This is a genomic window from Luteimonas suaedae, from assembly GCF_008312895.1.
GTDB lineage: Bacteria > Pseudomonadota > Gammaproteobacteria > Xanthomonadales > Xanthomonadaceae > Luteimonas > Luteimonas suaedae.
The window spans coordinates 859,556-881,356 of sequence record NZ_VSSP01000001.1 but is presented as its reverse complement, the minus strand read 5'-3'; the positions used below and the strand labels follow the sequence as shown (position 1 = coordinate 881,356).

18 protein-coding genes are annotated in these 21,801 nt (G+C 65.6%); 8 read left to right on the top strand and 10 right to left on the bottom strand.

The genetic code is table 11. The features are described from left to right. Positions 1-148 precede the first annotated feature (148 nt). The 10 genes from FXO19_RS03775 to tssJ all read right to left on the bottom strand — a co-directional run bounded on the left by FXO19_RS03775 (position 149) and on the right by tssJ (position 11,656). The gene (locus tag FXO19_RS03775) at positions 149-943 is read right to left on the bottom strand and encodes an NRDE family protein (protein ID WP_149193689.1); all 795 of its coding nucleotides are present in this window, start codon (positions 941-943) and stop codon (positions 149-151) included. A 53-nt stretch (positions 944-996) separates the two neighbouring features. Then, positions 997-1,464, bottom strand: a complete 468-nt coding sequence (locus tag FXO19_RS03770; protein ID WP_149193688.1) for a hypothetical protein — start codon at positions 1,462-1,464, stop codon at positions 997-999. Positions 1,465-1,678: 214 nt separating this feature from the next. Then, positions 1,679-2,440: a hypothetical protein gene (locus FXO19_RS03765; protein ID WP_149193687.1), complete on the bottom strand. Its 762-nt coding sequence runs from the start codon at positions 2,438-2,440 to the stop codon at positions 1,679-1,681. Between the two features lie 206 nt (positions 2,441-2,646). Next, the gene (locus tag FXO19_RS03760; RefSeq protein WP_149193686.1) at positions 2,647-3,294 is read right to left on the bottom strand and encodes a hypothetical protein; all 648 of its coding nucleotides are present in this window, start codon (positions 3,292-3,294) and stop codon (positions 2,647-2,649) included. Positions 3,295-3,470: 176 nt separating this feature from the next. Next, positions 3,471-4,442: a hypothetical protein gene (locus FXO19_RS03755; RefSeq protein WP_149193685.1), complete on the bottom strand. Its 972-nt coding sequence runs from the start codon at positions 4,440-4,442 to the stop codon at positions 3,471-3,473. A 2-nt stretch (positions 4,443-4,444) separates the two neighbouring features. Then, positions 4,445-5,887, bottom strand: coding sequence for a hypothetical protein (locus FXO19_RS03750; RefSeq protein WP_149193684.1), 1,443 nt, complete (start codon positions 5,885-5,887; stop codon positions 4,445-4,447). 10 nt (positions 5,888-5,897) lie between these two features. After that, complete coding sequence (locus FXO19_RS03745) at positions 5,898-8,666, bottom strand: type VI secretion system Vgr family protein (protein WP_149193683.1); 2,769 nt, start codon at positions 8,664-8,666, stop codon at positions 5,898-5,900. A gap of 7 nt (positions 8,667-8,673) precedes the next feature. After that, positions 8,674-9,462 (bottom strand): DotU family type IV/VI secretion system protein, encoded by a 789-nt coding sequence (locus FXO19_RS03740; RefSeq protein ID WP_149193682.1) that lies wholly within the window; start codon positions 9,460-9,462, stop codon positions 8,674-8,676. After that, positions 9,459-10,796: a type VI secretion system baseplate subunit TssK gene (gene tssK, locus FXO19_RS03735; RefSeq protein ID WP_149193839.1), complete on the bottom strand. Its 1,338-nt coding sequence runs from the start codon at positions 10,794-10,796 to the stop codon at positions 9,459-9,461. Before tssK ends, FXO19_RS03740 begins: the two co-directional genes overlap by 4 nt. Before the next feature lie 203 nt (positions 10,797-10,999). Continuing rightward, the gene (tssJ, locus tag FXO19_RS03730) at positions 11,000-11,656 is read right to left on the bottom strand and encodes a type VI secretion system lipoprotein TssJ (RefSeq protein WP_149193681.1); all 657 of its coding nucleotides are present in this window, start codon (positions 11,654-11,656) and stop codon (positions 11,000-11,002) included. 416 nt (positions 11,657-12,072) lie between these two features. Between tssJ and FXO19_RS03725 the strand changes: the two genes are divergently transcribed. The 8 genes from FXO19_RS03725 to FXO19_RS03690 all read left to right on the top strand — a co-directional run bounded on the left by FXO19_RS03725 (position 12,073) and on the right by FXO19_RS03690 (position 21,790). Then, positions 12,073-12,564, top strand: a complete 492-nt coding sequence (locus FXO19_RS03725; RefSeq protein ID WP_255516273.1) for a tetratricopeptide repeat protein — start codon at positions 12,073-12,075, stop codon at positions 12,562-12,564. Positions 12,565-12,604: 40 nt separating this feature from the next. Continuing rightward, positions 12,605-13,105, top strand: a complete 501-nt coding sequence (gene tssB / locus FXO19_RS03720) for a type VI secretion system contractile sheath small subunit (protein WP_149193679.1) — start codon at positions 12,605-12,607, stop codon at positions 13,103-13,105. 3 nt (positions 13,106-13,108) lie between these two features. Beyond that, entirely contained in the window at positions 13,109-14,599 is a 1,491-nt protein-coding gene (tssC, locus tag FXO19_RS03715; RefSeq protein WP_149193678.1) for a type VI secretion system contractile sheath large subunit, read from the top strand. Positions 14,600-14,738: 139 nt separating this feature from the next. After that, entirely contained in the window at positions 14,739-15,236 is a 498-nt protein-coding gene (locus FXO19_RS03710; RefSeq protein WP_149193677.1) for an Hcp family type VI secretion system effector, read from the top strand. Positions 15,237-15,402: 166 nt separating this feature from the next. Next, a complete protein-coding gene (gene tssE, locus FXO19_RS03705; RefSeq protein ID WP_149193676.1) occupies positions 15,403-15,888 on the top strand; it encodes a type VI secretion system baseplate subunit TssE in 486 nt (161 codons plus the stop codon). Position 15,889: 1 nt separating this feature from the next. Then, a complete protein-coding gene (tssF, locus tag FXO19_RS03700) occupies positions 15,890-17,725 on the top strand; it encodes a type VI secretion system baseplate subunit TssF (protein ID WP_149193675.1) in 1,836 nt (611 codons plus the stop codon). Next, entirely contained in the window at positions 17,689-18,777 is a 1,089-nt protein-coding gene (tssG, locus tag FXO19_RS03695) for a type VI secretion system baseplate subunit TssG (RefSeq protein WP_149193674.1), read from the top strand. Before tssF ends, tssG begins: the two co-directional genes overlap by 37 nt. A 121-nt stretch (positions 18,778-18,898) precedes the next feature. After that, a complete protein-coding gene (locus tag FXO19_RS03690; RefSeq protein WP_149193673.1) occupies positions 18,899-21,790 on the top strand; it encodes a type VI secretion system ATPase TssH in 2,892 nt (963 codons plus the stop codon). Positions 21,791-21,801 lie beyond the last annotated feature (11 nt).

The following is a 21,801-nucleotide window of genomic DNA, read 5'->3' as shown; positions in this document are numbered from 1 at the left end:
GTTTTGGCGCAAGTGTTGGCGGATCCCTTCTCCCGCTTGCGGGAGAAGGTGCCCGGAGAGCCTGCCCCCCCGAATGCTTTAATCGGGGGGCGGATGAGGGCGCTTCTGATCTCTATTGCTCTATTCAGTGGGCACGTATGAGCGCTTGTCACGCCACGGTGCGGGCCAGTTCCTCCACCGACCCGCCCAACGGTTGAGCATTCGATCCAAAACGCCGTTCCGCGAACACGATTCGCTCGCGTTCCACCAGCACCACACTGCTCGAGCGCGTGCCGTAGGTTTCCCCAAGGACGAAGGGCGGCGACAACGCCCGCTCCAGTTCCAGCCCGATACCGGTGTCCGGCAGCGATGCATCCGGCGCCGTGGCCGTGTCGGCGAGGGCCGCGAAAAGCGGTTCGATCAGATCGGGACCGTTTGTGGGATCGGCGCGATCCGCCAGCGACTCCAGCCAGGCCGTCAACGCCCGGGTCGCGTGCCCGCTCTTGGGCCAGGCCGCGTCGAAAGCGCCGTTCGACACGGCGTGGACGCCCGGCGCCACCGGCGCGTGCATAGCCGGATGGTTGCTGGCGAAGGCGAGGGCATCGCCATCCCACACCAGCAGGTTGAAGCGCCCGTAATCGTGCGCGAGAGGCTGCAACGCCTCGACGTACTGACCGGCCGGTGTGTCACCACGTACGAAATCCCGCACCAGCCATCCACGCGACCGCGGCGCCGCCTCCGGCGCAAGGCCGTCCCTGACGTTCGTCACCGCCGCCAGCCGCCCCCGCGTCGACACCTGCAGCCAGCTCCCGCCTCCCACCAGATCCCGGCCACCGTAGACATCCGGCGCCTCCGGATCGATTCCGGCTGCCGCAGCCGGTCGTGCGTGCGACTCGTCGCGATTGGCGATCAAGGCCAGCGGAAAGCGGGGATGGATGTTCCAGGCGATGGCGATCAGGCACATGGAGTACATCCTAGCCCGGTCGCCGAGGAAGCGAGGCGACCTTCTCGGTATGTTCATTCATGGGCCGGCGTCAGCGGCAGAGCAAGCTCCTCAGGGCCGCAGTATTCCGTAAGCGCCGGATTTCCATCCGGAGAGCCATACGCCGAGCGCGCCGAATCGAACGCAACGGTGTACTTTCGCGTCCCGGTTTCGCCTTTGCCTTCATCAAAGCATGCCCGGCTGACCTGCAGATCGACCCAGGTTTCCCTGGCCTCTGTCGGCCGGACATCAGTGAAGAAATCGTCGAGTACCTTGACGCTAAATCCTCCCGGACAGTTCACGAATCCCATGAAGTGCACGACATCGTGCATGCCGTAGATGCCGGAAAAATCCTTAATCAGATAGTCTTTCCGGCCATCCGAGTTCAGGTCCGGACTGGCGTGTATGAATGTCTTCCCGAGCTCGAAGCTGTAGAGACAGTCCCCTAAGCCATCCGCGCGGCAGATGCTGACGTGTCGATCATCGCCGACTTCAATTGCCATCCGGCTTTCATGGTCAGCCGTCGGGCACGGATCCACACGTCGAGTAACATCCTTCCCAGTTGCGTGACCATCTAATCGCGCAGCCGGTGTGCATGCGACCAACACGAGCACAGCCAGCGCGCCTACAGGAAATTTCATGACCATGCATCTACATGCATGCGATGGAACGAAGGCAAGATGCTTCGTTCAGCAGAGCAATAGCGCGACGAGGTGCTCAAGGGAGCGTCTTCTGGACGATCTCGTGATGCGCGCTCTTGTTAAGCCCCCAGAAATTCAGTGTTTTCTGGTCGGTCCCCGCCGTTGTGGGCGCGAATTCGAATCCGGCAATTGAAAAGATCAGACGGTAGTCTGGCGAAAGAACTCTGATGGACAGGTTCCCCGTCGTTTCATCGTCTTCTCCCGCCTGGCACCTGACAATGTAATACCCTGCGTAAGCCAGGCCTGATGGATGCTCGCAGTCGGCAGAGCTGCCTGCTTCGCCGAGCCACGGCAGGGATGAGGAGTACGTGAGCAAGTACTCGTCGTCAATAGCATCCTCTATAGAGTCCAGAGATGCTTCGGATCGGCCCCTGCAGTAGGTTCCTACCCATACCGTGGTCATGTCCGCCATGGATCTCACATAGCTGCAATCGATGAGGAGGTCGTCCTGCTCGACGCCGACGATCGGCGTAATCGTCTTGTATTTCGAGCGGGACGAAAATGTCTCGTGGACAATTATGTATCTGCCTTCTGAAGGTCCATCGAAGTAGATAAAGTTCGAGCCATGATTTGCGACGATGTCCTTCGTAATGGCGATTTCCTTGATCCTGTCCAGATACTGCGCGACGCGGGTTTCTTCGTCTTCGATTGCAGACGCGATCTGTGAAGGAGGGGGTAGCAAGCTCGTATTGCCGCAAGTCGCGACGTCCTGACTCGGCAAGAGGATGAAGAGAGCGGACGGGAACAACAGCGAGAAATTCGAGGACATTCTCAGCATCAGCCGTCAATAATTCGCTATTTTATGCTATGTGCTCATATCGCGCACTAGTTTTTTTCTGGCTTGGCAGAATATTCATCGGAGGCTCGTCTGCCTAGCTGATCAAGTGCATCTCAATGTCCGGCTCGGATCAAAAATCTCCGCCTTATAGGCATAGGCGCTGGTAATTCCTTCTTGGTGGATGGTGCCCGCACCCTGGCGACGGCTCATGTCCCGGAAGGACTCTGCAGCGTGCACATGTGATCTCGATCGGACTGGTCTGGGATTTGGCGAACCCTTGATACAGCTTCTTCCGAAACGAGTTCGTGCATCGAAATGCTCTGCTCTACCTCGCAGCGATACACCACATTCCGCCGATCTCTCCAATCGGAGATTTCATAAACCGTTCTTGAAAGCCCCCACTCGTTGCCAGAATAGGACACATAGTGCGTTGCGACGTCCATTCCCCGGGGGAAGTAGGTTTCCATGGAGAGAACCTCGTCTCTTCCGCCATTTGTAGATTCTTGCTTGATCTTCCCGAGGGTTCTGCCGCCATCTTCGGTAAGGTTCGTGCTCACAAGCGCCTTGCGGCAACCCTTCTCTGTGTTCCTAAAGAAAATTAGTTCGTTACCTGCATTCTGTGCGCTGCTAACGACCTTGTCCTGCACCCCGTCCATATCGATATCCAAATCAAAGGTGGTGTACAGGCCGTTGTCTATATACGCATCAAGCCCCTCATCCTGGTTGCAGGGAACGCGATCGAGCGTCTGCACGGCAGGATCGGTCTCGACCGAAAGGGTGCCTCCACCCGTGTTGCCAAAGATCTCCGCACTGCATGAGATCACCAGAAGCGATACCGTGACAACGAGAATCATGGCACCCCATCAAGGCTTGCTAATATAATTTGACTCATAATTCATGCTCTTGACCCCATGTGACATAGATTCGTCGCTCTGCCAGGCCGTTGTCGCCGCCGTTCACGAGCCAGCCGGTCACGTTACCGCAATCGTCGTCGGCACCAGATTCAGATCGCGATGGACGTGCTCATGGACTAGAGCGCAGGCGGGGACTGGTTTTGTGCCCACAGCCAGAACGTGCCGCCGTAGTCGCTGTCGATAGACGGAAATGTGTTGCCACGGCTGAAGTAGCGGCGTGATCCTGATTGTGCGGGCGTGTACCACCAACCGGATCTGGGGCAGGTCTCGCCGGCCTGCACCCGCCCCGGGCCTGTCGCGTCCGCCGAGGACAGGAGGTCGCACAGTCCGTCTTCGATCGAGCCCTCCGCGGCCCGTTCGACCAGCCTCCAGCTGCACTCCGCTTCGGACGTGTTCTGCATTGTCTCGGGGTCGTAGCCTATGCTCGCAGGGGGGGCGGGCAGGCCTTCGATCATGAAAGCCGCGCAACTGTCGTCGACCCGCGGAAGATAGATGCCTGTCTTGATTACGGGTTCGCCGGTCCGGGCCGTCTGCGTCGCAGAGAGAACGTACGCGTGCCACAGTGGCGGAGGATCCAGGGTGCCCCGCGCGACCGGGTCGTACCGGCTGCCCAGGTCTCCCTGTGTCCAGTACGCACCCACGGTAAATTCGATGTTCGCGGCGTGTTCCACGGCGGTTGTGAGCCATTGCCAGAACACGGCGCTTCCTCCGTCGACCCTGGCCAGAACCTGCGGCTCGTCCATCCAGTCCGAGCTGTAGTCACGGGAAAAGCCTGAAAAATCGCTTTGCACCATGCCGGCGACACCGAGAGCCTGCATCTCGCCATGCGTTAGCTGGATATAGGCGTTGTTGAGGTTGTCCGCCGTGTTCCGGAAATTGGGCAGGATCCTTTCTCCCCAGACGATGTCCGGCTGCTCGGGAAGCGGCCTGCCGCGGTAGTCGGGCGGGAGCTTGCCGACGAACGCCTCGAGACATTGCTCCGCGTGCCGCAGCATCTGTTCCCATGCATCTCGCATCGCGCCGAAGTACGCCTTCGAGCTGTATCGCTCCAGCAGATGGATTTCCTGGGGGAGGAGAGGGGTCGGCATGCTTAGTTCCCGTACCAGTTGTTCTTCAACGTTGGCACACCCACCATGCTGACGGAACCACCGAAGCTGGTGTAGCCCCAGCCGGTTGGCCGGCGCCGTCCCAGCTGGGTCCGGTCCAGATGCGCAGGGTCGAGGACGATCTGGGAGTAGCCGCCCTCGAGGGTATACCGGGTTGCGCCGCTCGCGTCCTTGTAGGCCTGGGATGCAGCAGGACCTTCCCAGACCCGGAGGCCACCACGCGGAACAGTGTAGGTGACGTACTCGCCGTTCGCATTCCAGTTGGCTTTCACTGCGAAATGGCGTCGCCAGCCGTCTTTGCTCTTAAGCTTGTCGAATTCAGCCTTGCGCATCCAGCAGATGCTGTTGTCGCCACTGGCCGGGTCCACCACGCGATAGAGGACTTCGCCCTCGGGTATCGTGGCTGCGCGGGCGCTGTGGAACGTTTTGTATGCATCGCTCATGGGACGCCGTGCATGACCGCTGATGTCCGGCCAACCTGCCTGCGATGGTGCAGCCCTGAGCGGCCGATAGCGAAGCTGCGAGCTCGCATCTGCCCAAGCCGGCGTACGGGAGCCCATCGACTGCATCTCCTCCGCATCATTCGATACACGGCGGTAGTGATGTGGGTTCACCGAATTGGTGCTGGCGCGATACGCCATGTCCGACTCTATTTCGAGGCGGCGTGCGAGCCTATTCAACCAATCCGACACGGGGCCGAGCACTCTGCGCAGGGGAGCGTCCGCCATCCCGCGGATGCGCGCCACCATCCGAGTCAGTTCGTCTGCCTGACGGCCCAGCGAGTCCGGCCCCCAACGTTTGACCTTGTCGACAAGGCTGCGGAATGCACGAATGACCTTGTCGAACTCGGTGAGCACCTTGCCGATATTGAGCGAGCCAGCCGTCTCGCGAACTAGAGTGGCGAGTTCCCGGTACGGGTTATGCCATCTCAAGCGCCGAAGTGCGCGCCGTACCGCAGGGCGCTGCAGGAACTCGTTGAGCTTTCCGATTCCGGCTTCCACGAAAGGGCGGCTCGCGTTCCAGAAGCCGCTGTCCATGGTCGCTTTCGCGGTTCGAAAAACCGTTTTACGGCCATAGGCGAACAGGATCTTCAGACAGCCCTTGGCCAACGAGCCGAATGTCGGAAAGAGGCCGATCAGCGTCAGCACGAGCGCGACCCAGGCCCACGAGTTGCTGGTGTCTTCGTTGATCTTGCGGCAGTTCGCCACGACGTCCCGGACATCACAGACTTGGTCCACGAATGGAATCATGGAGACGACTGTGCCGGTGACGACCTGAGCAGTCGTCTGCTCGTCGTTGAAGTCGCCTTGGATGACTTCCCATATCCACTGTGCGGCGGCCTCGAGATTCTGACGGCCGCTGTCGATCCACTCCCCGGGCGCCGACTTGAACCAGGCAAGCGCGTTTTCGAGATCATCCCATTCCATGGTCAATCATTCATCCAAGTTTTGTGCCGGCCGCAGAGATCAGCTTCTCGAGGGGATCCCAAGGCTGGTCCTTCAAGGGTTCCGGGTATTCGTACTCCACGCGCTCCGCTCGTTCGGGCACGTTCTCGTGTCGTGCATGACCATTCGCGTCAAGTTTTCCGGAGACGATCTGCCCATTCGCGAAGAAGATTTTGTAGCCCTGCTGTGCGAATGGGGCATCGTCCGCGTCGCGATGATCGATCTCGATCCAGTTGTCGAGTTTGACGGAGGAGTCGGGAAGCGCTCCAAGTTCTGCTGATCCGAAAGCCCCACCCAAGAACGGATGCTGACTCGCCTTGACCGTGAAATTCCCCGGACAGGCAAACGTGATGTCGCCACCCTCCAGCGTCACCTGCGTCTGCCCCGCCTGCAGCACGATCTTCTGCTGCGCGAGCACGTCGATGCGATCGTCGGTGGCGGTGAAGGTGACCGACTGGTCGGCCAGCAGTTCCAGCGGGCCGGTATGCGCCTGCAGGGTGACCGGGCCGTTGGCAGCGATGGCGCGGATCGGGCCGGCGTGGGCGTAGAGGGCGGCGTGCTGGCCGGAGACGGACGAGAAGGTCTGCCCGGCGCTGAGTTGGGCGTCGTCCTGCACGGTCAGGTGCAGGGCGCCGCCGGCATAGGCGACGGCGCTCTTCTGCGTGGCGAAGGCGATCGATTCCGGCGATTCGGCGATCAGCTTGGGATCGGCGAAGCGTTCCACCGGAGTTTCGCCGGGGTCGCGGCTGCCGGGCGCCGGCTTCATCGCGCTCTGGCCGGCGACGCTGCCGGCGTACTTGCCGTCGACCTGCGGATCGATCGCCTCGCGCAATGCGATGAGGCGATCATTGGCGTCGAAGCCCGGCACCTGCTGCTGGAGCAGGGTGTCGTGCAGGCTCTCGGCAGCGCGCTCGGCGCCCTTGAGCTGGGCGACCGCCTCGGTCAGGTCGAGTTGGGTGGACGTGGCGTCGGGGCGGGCGGTGGTGGTCAGCAGCAGGCCCTGGCCGGCGTGAACGTTGCCCCAGCCGCCGGTGGCCAGCTCGACGCCTTGTCCGCGCAGGCCGCCACGGCTGCCGTCCTGGTGATCGATCAGGTAGCCCAACTCCAGCCGGCTGTCGGCCAGGGTGGTGTGCAGGCGGGTGCGCAACTGGCCGGGAGAGTCGTCGAGCACCCATTGCTGGGTGCCGGCGCCGTCGTGCGTCTGGCTGTGCAGGCCACTCAGGGTGCCGGGGTGGTTGGACGCGCCGTCGACGCCGCCGGCGAACGGCGGGGCGACTTCGCCGTTGTAGAGCTGGCCGGTGATGCGTGGCTGGTCGATGTCGCCGTGCAGGAACTCGACCAGCACCTCGGCTTCCAGCCGCGGCAGGAAATGGCTGCCCCAGTTGGGCCCGGCGAGCCATTCGGCCACCGGCACCCAGGTGCCGCTGGTGGCGTCCCCGGGAGCATGCCCAGGGTGCTGGCTGGCGGTGTCGGTCAGGCCGCCCGGGTTCGGTTGCGGGCCGCGTTGCCAGGCGAACTGGATCCGCACCTGATGGTCGCGGGTCGGCGTCACCGCCGCTTCGGGCAGGCCGACCACGCGCGCGGTCTGCGGCCCGTGCACGGTCGGGCGCGGGCGCGGCAACGGCGCCACCGGGGTGCCGGCGGGCACCGCAGCGAAGCGGTTGCGATAGCTGCCGTGCTCCAGGTCGGCGGAGGCGAGCAGGGCGGTGATGCCGCTGCCGAGATTGTTGACCGCCACGTGGGCGATGCGCAGCGGCAGGAAGGCCTGTCCGCTGTGATTGGGATGCTGCTCGAGCGTGAAGGTGCTGCCCGCTGTCAGCGTGCGGCCGCTGCCGGCGCCGAAGTGCAGGGTGTGCGGCAGGCGCAGCGCATCGAGCCGGTGCCCGGCCTCGGCCTGGGCGTGATCGGCCTGGGCGAAGCGCCCGGCGCGCGGCTGCACGAAGACCTCCAGCGCAGGCAGGGTGCCGGCCTCGGCATCGCTCTGGCCGGCCACGCTGGTCAGCTGTTCGCTCTGCCAGCTGGCGACCTGGCTGCGGTTGGGCACCAGCTGGCGCTGCTCGCTGAAGGCGCTGATCGCGTCCGCCGTCTCGGTGCCGTCGACGCGGTGGAAGCGGATGCGCCCGCTCTCGGGCGCTTCGGCCGCCTGGTCCTGGATCACCAGGGTGTGGCGGACGGCATCGTCATCGTCGCCGGCTTCGCTCTGCGCGTGCTCGTAGCGCCAGGCCAGCCCTGCCTCGGCCAGCAGCCGGGTGACGAAGTCCCAGTCGCTCTCGCGGTACTGGGTGGTGATGGCGCGTACCGGCAGGGCGCGGGCCACGTCGAAGCGGAACGCCGCCTGCGGGTAGTCGGCGAACACCTGTTCCAGTACGCCGCGCACGTCCAGGTCCTGGAACACCAGCGCATTGCGGCGATGGGTGAGCAGGGCCGTCCACGGTTCCATGGTCAGCCGGTAGCGCGCCAAGCCGCCGTCGGCGCCCAGCGGCGCGACCTCGGTGCACAGGCCGTGCCAGCGGCGTTGTCCGCCGTCGGCCCGGCGCAGGCGCAGGCCGAGCGGCTGCTCGAGCAGGTCGTCCGGCGACAGGAAGGCCGACGTGGAGAAGACGTCGATGTCGAACCGGAACGGCGCGCAGACGGCTTCATTGCCATCGAATCGTTCCACCACCAGCCCCGAGACCGGGGCGTCCAGCTGGATCAGGCGCGCATGTTGCGACGGTACCGCGAGCGCGGCGAGCGCTTCGCGGGCCAGAGAAGGCATGTCCATATCGTTCTCACGGCAGGGTGATGGTGACGTGGGCCGTGCGTTCGGGCATCTGCACGACCTGTTGGTAGGCGGCCATGCGCTGCTCGGTCTGGTGACCGAGCCAGGCGCTCAGGCCGAAGTAGCCGAGCAGGCCGAACGTGCCCACCAGCACGGCGGGCAGCCACAGCGGCACCACGCGGCGCAGGGCGTGGGCGACGTTGTCCGGCGGCGGCCAGTGCGGCGCGAAGCCGGTGCGCTTGCCCTTGAGGTAGACGATCTCGTCGCCCAGGCGCGCGGTCAGGTAACCCAGCTTCTCCGGGCCTTCGAGCCGGTACTTGCCCTCGAAGCCCAGCAGCAGGCAGTAGTGATAGACCTCCAGCGACGGCAGCCGCGGCGCGCCCTGCGCGCGCAGCTCCTCGAGGCGGTCGAAGAAGTGCTCGCCGGCGAGATGGTCACCGAACAGGCGCAGCTGCAGCGGCTGCAGTTCCCAGGCGTCGCGGATCGACGATGGCTGCGAGAGGATCACCTCGTCCACGGCGGCGCAGAAGGCGTACTTGGAGGCGTACACGTCCTCGGACGCGATGCCGAGCTTGATCGCGCCGCGTTCGACGCCGTCGAGGAACCGCTGCACCGACTGCACGAAACCGTCGACGCTATCCGGCAACTGGCCGCGCTTGAGCAGCAGCAGCAGGTAGAAGCCATCGGACATCAGGTCCAGCAGGCTGCGCGGCGTGGCGGCGCCGGCGCCCGGCGCGGCCGCGTGCTGCGGCGTGAGCGACGGCATCGGGGCGGGGACGGGGGGAAGCTTCGAGTTCATGGCGCCACCGCGATCAGTTCGAGCTTGAGTTCACGCAGGCCCGAAGGCACGTAGATCATCAGCGACTGCGCCTTGAGCATCCGTTCGTACAGCGGGCCGCGTGCCTCGACCGCGAAGTAGTAGCTGCCCGGGCGTACCGGGATCGCGGCAGGCACCTGCGCGGCGTGGGTCAGTTTCACGCCGGGCAACGCCGACAGCACGCACTTCTCCACGTCGTCCGGGGCGCCGACCTTGAACCGCACCGGCACCGTCTGCACCAATTCCTGTCCCGGCATGTCGGCGGCGACGCCCAGGTAGAACGCGGAGTTGTCGTCGATCCGCTGCGAATCGATGCGGCCGACGTGGAACGACGGCTTGACCTCGGACAGCGCGATCTGGAAGTAGCGTGCCGAGATCACCGTCTCGAGCAGTTCGCGGATCATGCCGAACAGGCGCTCGAAACCGGCCTCGGGGGCGGCGTGGTCGTACTTCGGCAGGTCCGACAGCCCATAGGCCTTCGAGAACGTGAGCAGTCCCCCGGCGAGCCGCAGCAGTTCCTGGTGCAGGCGCTCGGGATGCAGCCCGGCGTTGTGGAACAGGTGCGAGAGCGTGGCGAAGGCCGAGGTCGCGGTGTGCAGCAGCCAGAACGAGGCGATGTCGCCGGAACGGAATTCGATGATGTGCTGCGACGGCTGGCGGTGCAGCCCGTACAGCGCGTCCACCTTGGCCTGCAGCGAGTCCAGCAGCGTCCGCAGCTGCATGCGCAGTTGCGGGGCGGCGCCGATGCTCAGGCTCGGCGGCTGGAATGCCTCGTCGAACTCGAAGCCGCCGGTCGGCGTGCGCCGCACCCGCGCCACCGCGACCGTCACGTAGGCGTCGCGGGGCTTGTCGTCGGTGAGCAGGCGCACGGCCTTGCGCAGGTACGACAGCTCCGCCTCGGCGGCATCGGTGTAGAGGTCCGGCGTCGGCTGATTGTCCTGCACGAAGCGCGCGGACTGCGCGCCGTCGCCGTTGTCGCCGCAGTTGCCGCCGTGCTCACGGATCAGCGGCAGCGCAAGGTGCACCGTCGTCGCCTGCACGCCCTCGGGCAGGTCGCCCAGCGACAGCGCGTCGGGCAGTTCGTCGTGCGCAGGGGCGTCATAGGTCTCGCCGTCGGGAAAGATCGCCGAGAGTTCGAGCGCGCGCAGGCTGCCGGTGGCGAGGCTTTGCGGGTCGAAGCGCAGGCTGCGCACGCCCCAGGCGTGGGGGTGCAGGCTGCGGGCGAGATCCTGCAGGCGCGCCTCGTGGTAGGCATCCTGGCGCTGGAAATGCTGCGGCCGCAGGAACAGTCCCTCGCCCCAGAACACCTTCGACATCCGACTCACATGCGACACGCTGCAATCCTTTGGCTGTTCGTTCGTCATGCCGCATCGCTGCGGCACGAGCGGGGCGCCGGACGTCGTTCCGGTACCCGGATCCTTCGGGAAGGAGCTTACCCATGCGGTCGCGGATCAGGCAATGCCACCGCGGGTTCCCCCCTGTCGGCCGATCTTAGCAGGCGGACGTCACCCCGTGCCGGTCATGGCGACATGCACTGTACGGACGCCAGGCTCGCCGGGTCGCCGGCGATGCGCGTGATCAGCGCCTCGCTGCTGGTGGTCATCGCGCAGGCGTGCAGGCCGACGGTCACGCCTTCCTTCTGGATTTTCTTGTGATGACCGTCAAAGGCGAAGCGCCAGCGGCTGTTCGCCGGGGCCCGGAACAGCGCCACCACGCCCAGCATCTCGGCTTCGGGCGCGAGCCGCTCCTCGACCTCGTGCCGCGCCCCGGGCATCAGCACGATCTCGTTGACCGCGATCAGGTCGTCGCCCAGCGCCCGCCGCTCGCGATCCTCGTCCAGGAACATGTCGAACGGCGCCTGTTCGAAGCGCCGGTTGCTGCGCAGGTGGTAGACCTTCACTACCGCCGCCAGCGCCCGCCGGTCGTTGCCGGCGTTGAGGTTGTCTCCCGCGTACAGCCGCAGCGGGATGCGCTTTTCCTCCTGCTGCGTGTCGGTATCCTTGAGGCCGACGCTCTCCAGCGTGCGGTTGACCGCCTTGCCGATGCCGCCGCCGCCGCTCGCGCAGCCGCCGAGCGCGACGAGGAGCGCAACCAGCGCAAGCCGTGCGGGTAGGCGGAAACGGAGTCGCGAAGGGGAGGTTCCGGCCACGGCGCGGGCTGCGAAATGTGTGTCCATACTTGAATCGCCTGGTTCGCTGGTTTTTAATGGATGGGCTCCCGGCGCGCGATGCCGGGGCGCATGGGGCAGGCGGCGACCCTTCCGGAGCCGGGGCGTCTGCCGGGGAATGTCATCTTGACGCAGCAGGGAAAGCCTACTATACCCACTCCAGAAACAAGCAGGAATTGAAATCCGGCCGATCGCCCGAGGCGGCGTTGCGGACGGATTTCAGGTCGTGTCACACGGGGACCGTGTGGGCACATGGAATGAATCAGGATTGATTTGGGACGGTCATGATGACTAGATGGAGCGGGAAAGGAACGTGTCAGGGATTGATGGGGTTGGTGCTGCTGTCGTTGCTGGGAGCATGCGCGACGACCGGAGGCGGGAGTGTCTCCGACTATGGCAGCCTGATGTCGCAGGCGGAGTCCGCGGTGAGTACGGGGCGTGTCGATGCCGCCCTGGTCGCCTTTGCCGACGCCGCAAAGGCCGATCCCACCAGAAAGGAACCGTGGGTGCGCTCGGCGCAACTCCAGTTCGACAAGTCCAACTACGCGCGTGCCATCGTCGCGGCCGAAGAGGTCCTGCAACGGGACCCGGATGACATGGTCGCCGACGGCATTCTCACCGTGAGCGGGTTCCGCATCGCCAACCACTCGCTGCAGCGCCTGCAGGGGCGCGGCGCATTGGCGTCGGAAACCGCGCGGCGCGAAGCCGAGACCCTGGCCGGCACGCTGAAGGCGACCATGGGCGACGACATCCTCGCGCCCGAGGAGCCGCAGAAGGCGACCGCCGCGCGCAGACCGGTGCGCCGGGCGCCGGCACCGGCGGCGCAGGCGCCTGCGCGTCCCGCCGCCAGCAGCGCTTCGAACGAGTCGGGCGGTCAGTCCGGCGCGGATCCATTCAAGAACATCGGCGGCAACTGAGAGTTCGTTCCGCCCGACCCATCGTCAGGAGACGAGTGAGATGGCCAAGAAGGATAGTGTCCAGAAGCGCCTGCAGAAGGTGCGCCCGCCGCGCGTGCAGCTGACCTACGACGTCGAGAAGGGCGACGCGATCGAGCAGAAGGAGCTGCCGTTCGTGGTTGGCGTGCTCGGCGATTTCAGCGGCAAGCCCGAGCAGCCGCTGCCCAAGCTGAAGGACCGCAAGTTCGTCAACGTCGACCTCGACAACTTCGACGAGGTCTTGGAGGGCATGGCGCCGCGCGCCGTCTATCGCGTGCCCAACAAGATCAGCGACGAGGGCGGCGAGTTCGCGGTGGAACTGAAGTTCAACTCGATCGACGACTTCCGGCCCGAGGCCGTGGTCGAGCAGGTCGAACCACTGCGTCGGCTGCTCGAGTCGCGCTCCAAGCTGGCCGACCTGCGCAACAAGCTGGCCGGTAACGAGAAGCTCGAGGACCTGCTGAACGATGTGCTCACCAATACCGAGCAGCTGAAGAAACTCGGCAGCGAGGACCAGGAGTAAACCATGGCCGCAGAAGCGACGACCGCAACGCAAGAAGCCGCCACCGTCACCGAGGCCGGTCTGCTCGACCAGATCGTCGAGCAGAGCAAGGTGGCCAAGTCCAGCGCCGAGCACCAGCGCGCCAAGGACATCATCTCGGAGCTGGCGAAGGAGGTGCTGGACGGCACCGTCGTCGTTTCCGACAACCTCAACCTCACCCTCGATGCGCGCGTCGCCGAACTCGACCGCATCATTTCCGAGCAGCTGAGCGCAGTGATGCACGTGCCGGAGTTCCAGAAGCTGGAAAGCAGCTGGCGCGGATTGCACTACCTGTGCCAGCAGACGTCGACCGGGCCAATGATGAAGGTCAAGGTCATGAACGCGCCGCAGAAGGACCTGGTGCGCGACTTCAAGTCGGCGATCGACTTCGACCAGAGCGCGCTGTTCAAGAAGGTCTACGAGGAGGAGTTCGGCACCTTCGGTGGTGCGCCGTTCGGCGCCCTGATCGGCGACTACCACATCGGCCGCCAGCCGGAGGACATGTACTTCATCGAGCAGATGTCGCACGTGGCCGCAGCCGCGCACGCGCCGTACATCACCGCGGCCTCCGAGGACATGTTCGGCCTGGAGAGCTTCACCGACCTGGGCAAGCCGCGCGACCTGGCGAAGATCTTCGACACCGTCGAGTACGCCAAGTGGAAGTCGTTCCGCGAGTCGGAGGACAGCCGCTATGTCGGCCTGACCCTGCCGCGCTTCCTCGGCCGCCTGCCGTACAACCCGAAGGACGGCACCACGGTGGAGGGCTTCAACTTTGTCGAGGAGGTCGAGGCCACCCACCATGGCAAGTACCTGTGGTGCAACACCGCCTATGCGATGGGTGCGCGCCTGACGCACGCGTTCGAGGACTTCGGCTGGTGTGCGGCGATCCGTGGCGTCGAGGGCGGCGGTCTGGTCGAGGACCTGCCCACGCATACCTTCCGTACCGACGACGGCGAGGTCGCGCTCAAGTGCCCGACCGAGATCGCGATCACCGACCGCCGCGAGAAGGAACTCAGCGACCTCGGCTTCATCCCGCTGGTGCACTGCAAGAACACCGACTACGCCGCCTTCTTCGGCGCGCAGTCGGCGCAGAAGCCGAAGAAGTACAACACCGACTCGGCCAACGCCAACGCCATCCTGTCGGCGCAGCTGCAGTACATCTTCGCGGTGTCGCGCATCGCCCACTACCTGAAGGCGATGATGCGCGAGAAGATCGGCAGCTTCGCTTCGGCGGGCAACGTCGAGGACTTCCTCAATCGCTGGATCGCCCAGTACGTGCTGCTCGACGACAACGCATCGCAGGAGGCCAAGGCGCAGTACCCGCTGCGCGAAGCCTCCATCCAGGTTTCGGAAGTGCCGGGCAAGCCCGGTGTCTACCGTGCCGTGGCCTTCATCAGGCCGCATTTCCAGCTCGACGAGCTGTCCGTTTCGTTGCGACTGGTGGCCGAACTGCCGGCCGGTGCCAAGAAGTCGTAACGCTTTTTCGTAGCGTCAAGGGACGGAGATCCCGCATTTGCAGTGACGCAGCCGCCCCGCGGGGCGGTTCGTAACCGACTGTCGGGCCGTTGCCCGGCGACCTCAATCTCACGGAAGATCGGAACAAGGAAACCAAGATATGCAACATGCATTCCTCTCAATCGATACCATCAAGGGCGAATCGCGGGACGACAAGCACCCGAACTGGATCGAGATCAAGTCGTTCTCGCAGGATCTGCTGCAGCCGCGCTCGGCCACGGCGTCCACCTCCGGTGGCCAGTCCGCGGCACGCGTGAACCTGTCGCCAATCGAGATCGTCAAGTCGATCGACCTGTCCACCACCGCCCTGAACCAGGCGTGCGCGAACGGTACGACCTTCCCCAAGGCCCGCATGGAATTCATGCGTGCCGACAAGGACGGTAACGCGCTCAACTACTACGCAGTCGAGCTGCTGAACGTACTGGTCCATCGCGTCACGACCACCGTCGACGAAGACGGCATGCCGCAGGAAGTCGTACAGCTGAGCTTCGGCGCCATCCGCTGGACCTACAACCAGCAGAAGCCCGAAGGCGGCGTCGGCGGCAAGACCGTTGCGCAGTGGAGTGCCATCAAGAACGTTCCCAACTACACGGCCTGATGACGCTTTGCGGTGGCGCTGCACGCGCCACCGCATTTGGCCCGGACGTCGCGCACAGCGCATGGAATGCGCCGCCGCGGCCGGGTCGCAGGAAGCGCGATCACGGCCGCAGGTCCGGTATCGAGGTCGCGCGGCTGGACAAGCCGCTTATGAGGTATGACGGTCAATGAAGGGATTCGAACCGAGCCTGCTGGAAAAACTGCTCGACGACACGCCGCGGGCCAAGCCCGGCGACAACGTGTTCAAGTCGATTTCCGTGGAGCAGTACAAGGAATCCGTTGCCCGCGACCTGGAGGGGCTGCTCAACAGCCGATCCGCGTTCTCCGAGGATGACCTGGGCGAGTACCCGAACTGCCGCCAGTCGCTGATGACGTACGGCCTGTGCGACTTTTCTTCGATGAGTCTGGCCAACGCCTATGACCGCGCGGCGATCTGCCGTTCGCTGGAGCAGGCGATCGCCCGCCACGAGCGCCGGCTGCACAACGTGCAGGTGCGGCTGGATTCGGACACGCACATGGGGACCGGGTTGCATTTCACCATTCACGGACTGCTGGACCTGCAGCCGGCGCGCGAGGCGGTCAGTTTCGATGCCATGTTGCAGCCGACGACCCTGCAGTATTCGGTCAGCCGTCTGCGGCGCCAGGCGGCCTGAGATGCAGGACCTGCTGCCGTTCTACGAGCGCGAACTGGCCTTCCTGCGCCGTTATGGGCGCGAGTTCGCCGAGCGCTACCCCAAGATCGCCGGGCGTCTGCTGCTGTCGGCGGACGGCAGCCAGGATCCGCATGTCGAGCGCCTGATCGAGTCGTTCGCGCTGCTCAGCGCACGGGTGTCGAAGCGGATCGAGGACGACTACCCCGAGTTCACCGACGCGCTGCTGGAAGTGATGTATCCGCACTACCTGCGGCCGTTCCCGTCGTGCTCGATCGCCCGTTTCGACATGGGGCCCGCGGCGGCGAAGCTGAGCGCACCGGTGCGCATCCCGCGCGGCACGCAGCTGCAGTCGCGTCCGGTGCGGGGGGTCAACTGCCGTTTCCGCACGGCCTACGACGTGCAGCTGGCGCCGATCGTGCTGCGGTCGGCCGAGTATCGCGCCGTCGCCGAGGCGCCGATGGCGGTCAACCTGCCGCCGGGGTCGGGCGCGCAGATCTCGCTGACCTTCGAGCTGTTGTCGGACCAGGTGTCGTTCGCCAAGCTCGGCAGCGAGGCGCTGCGCCTGTTCGTCGATGGCGAACCTTCGTTTTGCGCGGCGCTGCGCGACGCGCTGTCGCTACAGGTCGCCAATGCCTATGTCGAGGCCGACCGTGATGGCCGCTGGCGACGGCTGGAAGCGGTGCCGCTGCGGCCGGTCGGGTTCACCGCAGACGAGGCGCTGATCGATTTCCCTGCGCGCGCCCATCCCGCCTACCGGCTGCTGACCGAGCTGTTCGCGTTCCCGGAGAAGTTCGGCTTCTTCGATCTCGACCTGAAGCCGGTGAGCGCGCAGGCGAGCCGTGGCTTCACCCTGCACCTGATCCTGCGGGCGATGCCGCCAGACCAGCCCTCGAGCCGGGTGCTGGAGGGTTTGAGCCGCGACAATGTGCTCTCCGGCTGCACGCCGGTGGTCAACCTGTTCGGTCAGCACGGCGAGCCGATTCGCGTCACCCAGCGCACGACCCACTATCCGGTGGTCGCCGATGCGCGGCGCGCGTTCGCCTACGAAATCCATTCGATCGATTCTGTCAAGCGCGTCCGCCAGACTCCACAGGGCGAGCAGGTCCAGGAATTCCGGCCGTTCTATTCCTTGCATCACGGCGAGGATCCGGACAAGACCGGGCATTACTGGCTGTCGCGCCGGGACGAGGCCGTCGCCCGGCACAGCCCCGGCTATGAAACGGAATTGTCGTTCGTCGACCTGGACTTCAACCCGACGGTGCCGAAGACCGACGTGGTCAGCATCGAGCTGACCTGCAGCAATCGCGACCTGCCCACGCACCTGGCTTACGGCGTGTCCGGCGGTGACCTGAGCATCGAGGGCGGAAGCCCCGCGCGCACGATCAGCCTGCTGCGCAAGCCCAGCCGGCCGCTGCGGTTCCGTCGCGGCCGCGGTGCGCACTGGCGGCTGATCTCACACCTGGCGTTGAACCATCTGTCGCTGACCCAGAGCGGACTGCCCGCGCTCAAGGAAATGCTGCGGCTGTACGATCTTTCGGCCAGCAGCGTGTCCGGCCGCCAGATCGAGGGCATCGTCGGTCTCGAGCATCGACCGACCACGGCGTGGATGTCGGGCAAGCATTTCGCGTCCGTCGTCCGCGGCATCGAAATCCGCGTGACCATCGACGAGGCGAATTTCGTCGGCGCCGGCGTCGCCGCCTTCGCCCACGTGCTCGACCGGTTCTTCGGCCTGTACGTCCATGCCAACAGCTTCACCCAGCTCATCCTGATCTCCAGCCACAACGAAGAGGTACTGGTCCGATGCGACCCGCGAAGCGGCGAGTCGATCCTGGCGTAGCACAGCAGCTGTTCGAGCACCCGCACCGCTTCGAGTACTTCCAGGCGATGCGGGTGATCGAGCAGCTGTTCCACCACCAGGGTGCGACGGCGGAGGACGTGATCCCGCAGCGGGTCCGTTTTCGCAACACCCTGTCGCTCGGGTTCCCGGCCGCCGAGCTGGAAGAGGTGCGTGCCTGGTCCACCGAAGGCGAAGCGCTGGCGCACAGCGCCGCCCTCGAGCACGCGATCGCCACCGAAAGCATCGGCCAGGTGCACATCACGCCGGCGTTCATGGGGCTGCTCGGCACCGCCGGTGCGCTGCCGCTGCATTACACCGAGATGCTGCACGAGCGCGAGGTCTACCACCGCGATCGCGCGGCGCGAGCCTTCCTCGACATCTTCACCAGCCGTGCGCTCGCGCAACACTACGCGGCATGGAAAAAATACCGGCTGGCGATGCAGTACGAGCTGGACCGGCGCGAGCGCTTCCTGCCGCTGGTGCTGTCGTTGTCCGGGGTCGGCATGCCGAGCCTGCGCGACCGCATGGCGGACGGGCAGGGGGACGTGTTCGACCAGGCGATCGCCTACTACGCCGGTGGGGTGCGCCAGCGTCCGGTATCGGCGGCGTTCCTGCAACACATGCTCGCCGACTACTTCCGCATCGACATCCGGGTCGAGCAGTTCGTCGGTGCCTGGTATCAGGTCCCCGGGCACCAGACGACCCGGCTCGGCATGGCCAACGCCAATCTCGGCGCCAATGCGCTGGCCGGCGATCGCGTCTGGCAGCGCGACCTGCGCCTGCGCCTGATGATCGGTCCGCTCGATCGCGACCGCTTCGATGCGTTCCTGCCCGGCGGCGACGCGGCGAAGGCGCTCGCCAAGTGGCTGACGCTGCTCACCGGGTCGTGCCTGGAGTACGAAGTGCGGCTGGTGCTCAAGGCCGAGGACGTGCGCGGTGCCGGCATCGGCGGCGAGCATGGCGCACGCCTGGGTTGGGACAGCTACGTCTGCACCCGGCCCTCCGAAATCCCCCGTTCCGATGCCGGCTACGGCATCCACACGCTGCAATGAACGCCCCCGCATCGAGCCACGCAGGCGTGGAGCCGGACTCCATACCGACCGTTGCGGCAGGTGATGGTGTGTCGGCCGGGAAGGGAATGTATCGATCCAGCATGGAGCCATCCGTTCAAGCATGAGCATCAATCTCAAGACCCTGATCAGCAAGCTCGACGACACCTGCCGGCAGGCGGCCGAGCGCGCGGCCAACCTGTGCATGGCGCGCGGACACTACGAGGTCGACCTGGAGCACCTGTTCCTGGCGCTGCTGGAGCAACCGCAGAGCGACTTCGTGCTGATCGCGCGGCGCAGCGGCATTTCGCTGGAGACGCTGGAGAAGGACCTGGCCGACGAGATCGGCCGCTTCAAGGCCGGCAATACCCGCACGCCGGTGTTCTCGCAGCACCTGCCGGCACTGTTCGAGCACGCCTGGCTGCTGGCTTCGCTGGATTCAGGGACCACCCGCATCCGCAGCGGTCATCTGCTGCTGGCGCTGCTGACCGAGCCGGACCTGGCGCAGCTGGCCTATCGCGGCTCCAAGCAGTTCGTGCGTTTCAAGCGCGACGAGCTGAAGCACAATTTCGCCAAGCTGACCGAGGGTTCGCAGGAGGCGGGGCAGGGCGTGGGCTTCGTCGATGCCGATGGGCAGACGTCCGCCGACGGGGCGGACGGCGACGCGGCGCCCGGTCAGGGCGGCCTGTCGAAAACGCCGGCCCTCGACCAGTTCACCACCAACCTCACCCAGCGCGCGCGCGACGGGCAGATCGACCCGGTGATCGGCCGCGACGCCGAGATCCGCCAGCTGGTCGACATCCTCATGCGCCGGCGCCAGAACAACCCGATCCTCACCGGCGAGGCCGGCGTCGGCAAGACCGCGGTGGTCGAGGGCCTGGCGCGGCGCATCGCCGAGCACGATGTGCCCGAGGTGCTGCAGGGGGTGGAGCTGCACGTGCTCGACATGGGCCTGCTGCAGGCCGGCGCAAGCGTGAAGGGCGAGTTCGAGAACCGCCTGAAGAACGTGATCGACGAGGTCAAGAAGAGCCCGCATCCGATCATCCTGTTCATCGATGAGGCGCACACCATGATCGGCGCCGGCGGTTCGGCCGGGCAGAACGACGCCGCCAATCTGTTGAAGCCGGCGCTGGCGCGCGGCGAGCTGCGCACCATCGCCGCCACCACCTGGAGCGAGTACAAGAAATACTTCGAGAAGGACGCCGCGCTGGCGCGCCGCTTCCAGGTGGTCAAGGTCGAGGAGCCCACCGAGCCGCTGGCCGCGGCGATGCTGCGCGGCATCGTGCCGCTGATGGAACAGCACTTCGGCATCCGCGTGCTCGACGAGGCCATCACCGAAGCGGTGCGGCTGTCGCACCGCTACATCAGCGGCCGCCAACTGCCGGACAAGGCGGTCGGCGTGCTCGACACCGCCTGCGCCAAGGTGGCGCTCGGGCAGAGCGCGACGCCTGCGATCATCGAGGACACGCGTCGTCATCTCGACCGGCTGCAGGCCGAGCTCGCCGCGCTCGGGCGCGAGACCGCGGGCGGTGCGAATCACCATGACGAGCGCCTGGGCGAACTGCGCGAACAGCAGGCGCAGGCACGCAAGGTGCTGGCCGACAACGAGGCGCGGCTGCAGCGCGAAACCGCACTCGCGCAGCAGATCCAATCGCTGCGCGCCGAGCTTGAGCAGGGTCACGATCGCACTCCCTCTACCGGGGAAGCGGGGGAGGGGTCGGGTGCGGGGGCGGCCGGAGCCGAGGGGATCGATGCCGCCGCGGCTTCGCCCGGTGCGCTCCCACCATCCCAGCCGTCCCCCGAAAGCGGCGGAACGGGCAAGCGCGCGAACGCCACCAAGGCTGCGAAAGTCGCGAAAGGCAAAGGCGGCAAGACCACTGCCGCTCCCGCGGCCGCCGGTGCCGCGGTTGGTGGCCCAGACGCCGCGAAGCATGCCGAGCTGCGACGCCTGCAGGCGGAACTGCGCGAGCTCCAGGGCGAGACCCCGATGGTGCCGCTGCAGGTCGACGGCACCGTGGTCGCCGAAATCGTCTCCGCCTGGACCGGCATCCCGCTCGGGCGCATGGTCAAGGACGAGATTCGCACGGTGCGCGGGCTGCAGGGCCTGCTGCGCGAGCGGGTGATCGGCCAGGATCACGCGCTCGACGCCATCGCCCAGCGCGTGCGCACCGCGACCGCCAAGCTGGAAGATCCGAACAAGCCGCGCGGCGTCTTCATGTTCGTCGGACCCTCGGGGGTCGGCAAGACCGAGACCGCGCTGGCGCTGGCCGACATCCTCTACGGCGGCGAGCGCAAGCTCATCACCATCAACATGAGCGAGTACCAGGAGGCGCACAGCGTCTCCGGCCTGAAGGGCTCGCCGCCCGGCTACGTCGGTTACGGCGAGGGCGGCGTGCTGACCGAGGCGGTGCGTCGCAATCCGTACAGCGTGGTGCTGCTGGACGAGGTGGAGAAGGCCCACCCCGACGTGCTGGAGATGTTCTTCCAGGTATTCGACAAGGGCATGATGGACGACGCGGAAGGCCGCGAGATCGACTTCCGCAACACCCTCATCATCCTCACCAGCAACGTCGGCTCGCCGCAGATCATGCAGGCCTGCCTCAACAAGCCCGCCAAGGAAGTTCCCGCGGCCGACGCCTTGGCCGAAGCGCTGCGCCCGGTGCTGATGAAGCATTTCAAGCCGGCGTTCCTGGGCCGGCTGAAGGTGGTGCCGTACTACCCGATCGGCGACGAGGTGCTGGCGCAGATCATCGCCCTCAAACTGGGCCGGATCCGCGATCGCGTCGCCGCCAACCACAAGGCCGCCTTCCAGTGGGACGCGGGCCTGATCGACGCGGTGCTGGCGCGCTGCACCGAAGTGGACTCGGGTGCACGCAACGTCGATCACATCCTCAACGGCACGCTGTTACCGGAAATTGCCGAAACCGTCTTGGCAAGCATGGCCGAAGGCGGCAAGATCGGACAGATCAAGGTCGCGGCCGGCAAGAACGGAGCTTTCAAGTACAAGGTGGCCTGAAGTCGAGGGCG

What these genes read in the sequence shown, in the direction of transcription:
- FXO19_RS03775 (WP_149193689.1), bottom strand. Translation starts at nt 943, where the DNA reads ATGTGCCTGATCGCCATCGCCTGGAACATCCATCCCCGCTTTCCGCTG.
- FXO19_RS03770 (WP_149193688.1), bottom strand. Translation starts at nt 1,464, where the DNA reads ATGGCAATTGAAGTCGGCGATGATCGACACGTCAGCATCTGCCGCGCG.
- FXO19_RS03765 (WP_149193687.1), bottom strand. Translation starts at nt 2,440, where the DNA reads ATGCTGAGAATGTCCTCGAATTTCTCGCTGTTGTTCCCGTCCGCTCTC.
- FXO19_RS03760 (WP_149193686.1), bottom strand. Translation starts at nt 3,294, where the DNA reads ATGATTCTCGTTGTCACGGTATCGCTTCTGGTGATCTCATGCAGTGCG.
- FXO19_RS03755 (WP_149193685.1), bottom strand. Translation starts at nt 4,442, where the DNA reads ATGCCGACCCCTCTCCTCCCCCAGGAAATCCATCTGCTGGAGCGATAC.
- FXO19_RS03750 (WP_149193684.1), bottom strand. Translation starts at nt 5,887, where the DNA reads ATGGAATGGGATGATCTCGAAAACGCGCTTGCCTGGTTCAAGTCGGCG.
- FXO19_RS03745 (WP_149193683.1), bottom strand. Translation starts at nt 8,666, where the DNA reads ATGGACATGCCTTCTCTGGCCCGCGAAGCGCTCGCCGCGCTCGCGGTA.
- FXO19_RS03740 (WP_149193682.1), bottom strand. Translation starts at nt 9,462, where the DNA reads ATGAACTCGAAGCTTCCCCCCGTCCCCGCCCCGATGCCGTCGCTCACG.
- tssK (WP_149193839.1), bottom strand. Translation starts at nt 10,796, where the DNA reads ATGTCGAAGGTGTTCTGGGGCGAGGGACTGTTCCTGCGGCCGCAGCAT.
- tssJ (WP_149193681.1), bottom strand. Translation starts at nt 11,656, where the DNA reads ATGGACACACATTTCGCAGCCCGCGCCGTGGCCGGAACCTCCCCTTCG.
- tssB (WP_149193679.1), top strand. Translation starts at nt 12,605, where the DNA reads ATGGCCAAGAAGGATAGTGTCCAGAAGCGCCTGCAGAAGGTGCGCCCG.
- tssC (WP_149193678.1), top strand. Translation starts at nt 13,109, where the DNA reads ATGGCCGCAGAAGCGACGACCGCAACGCAAGAAGCCGCCACCGTCACC.
- FXO19_RS03710 (WP_149193677.1), top strand. Translation starts at nt 14,739, where the DNA reads ATGCAACATGCATTCCTCTCAATCGATACCATCAAGGGCGAATCGCGG.
- tssE (WP_149193676.1), top strand. Translation starts at nt 15,403, where the DNA reads ATGAAGGGATTCGAACCGAGCCTGCTGGAAAAACTGCTCGACGACACG.
- tssF (WP_149193675.1), top strand. Translation starts at nt 15,890, where the DNA reads ATGCAGGACCTGCTGCCGTTCTACGAGCGCGAACTGGCCTTCCTGCGC.
- tssG (WP_149193674.1), top strand. Translation starts at nt 17,689, where the DNA reads ATGCGACCCGCGAAGCGGCGAGTCGATCCTGGCGTAGCACAGCAGCTG.
- FXO19_RS03690 (WP_149193673.1), top strand. Translation starts at nt 18,899, where the DNA reads ATGAGCATCAATCTCAAGACCCTGATCAGCAAGCTCGACGACACCTGC.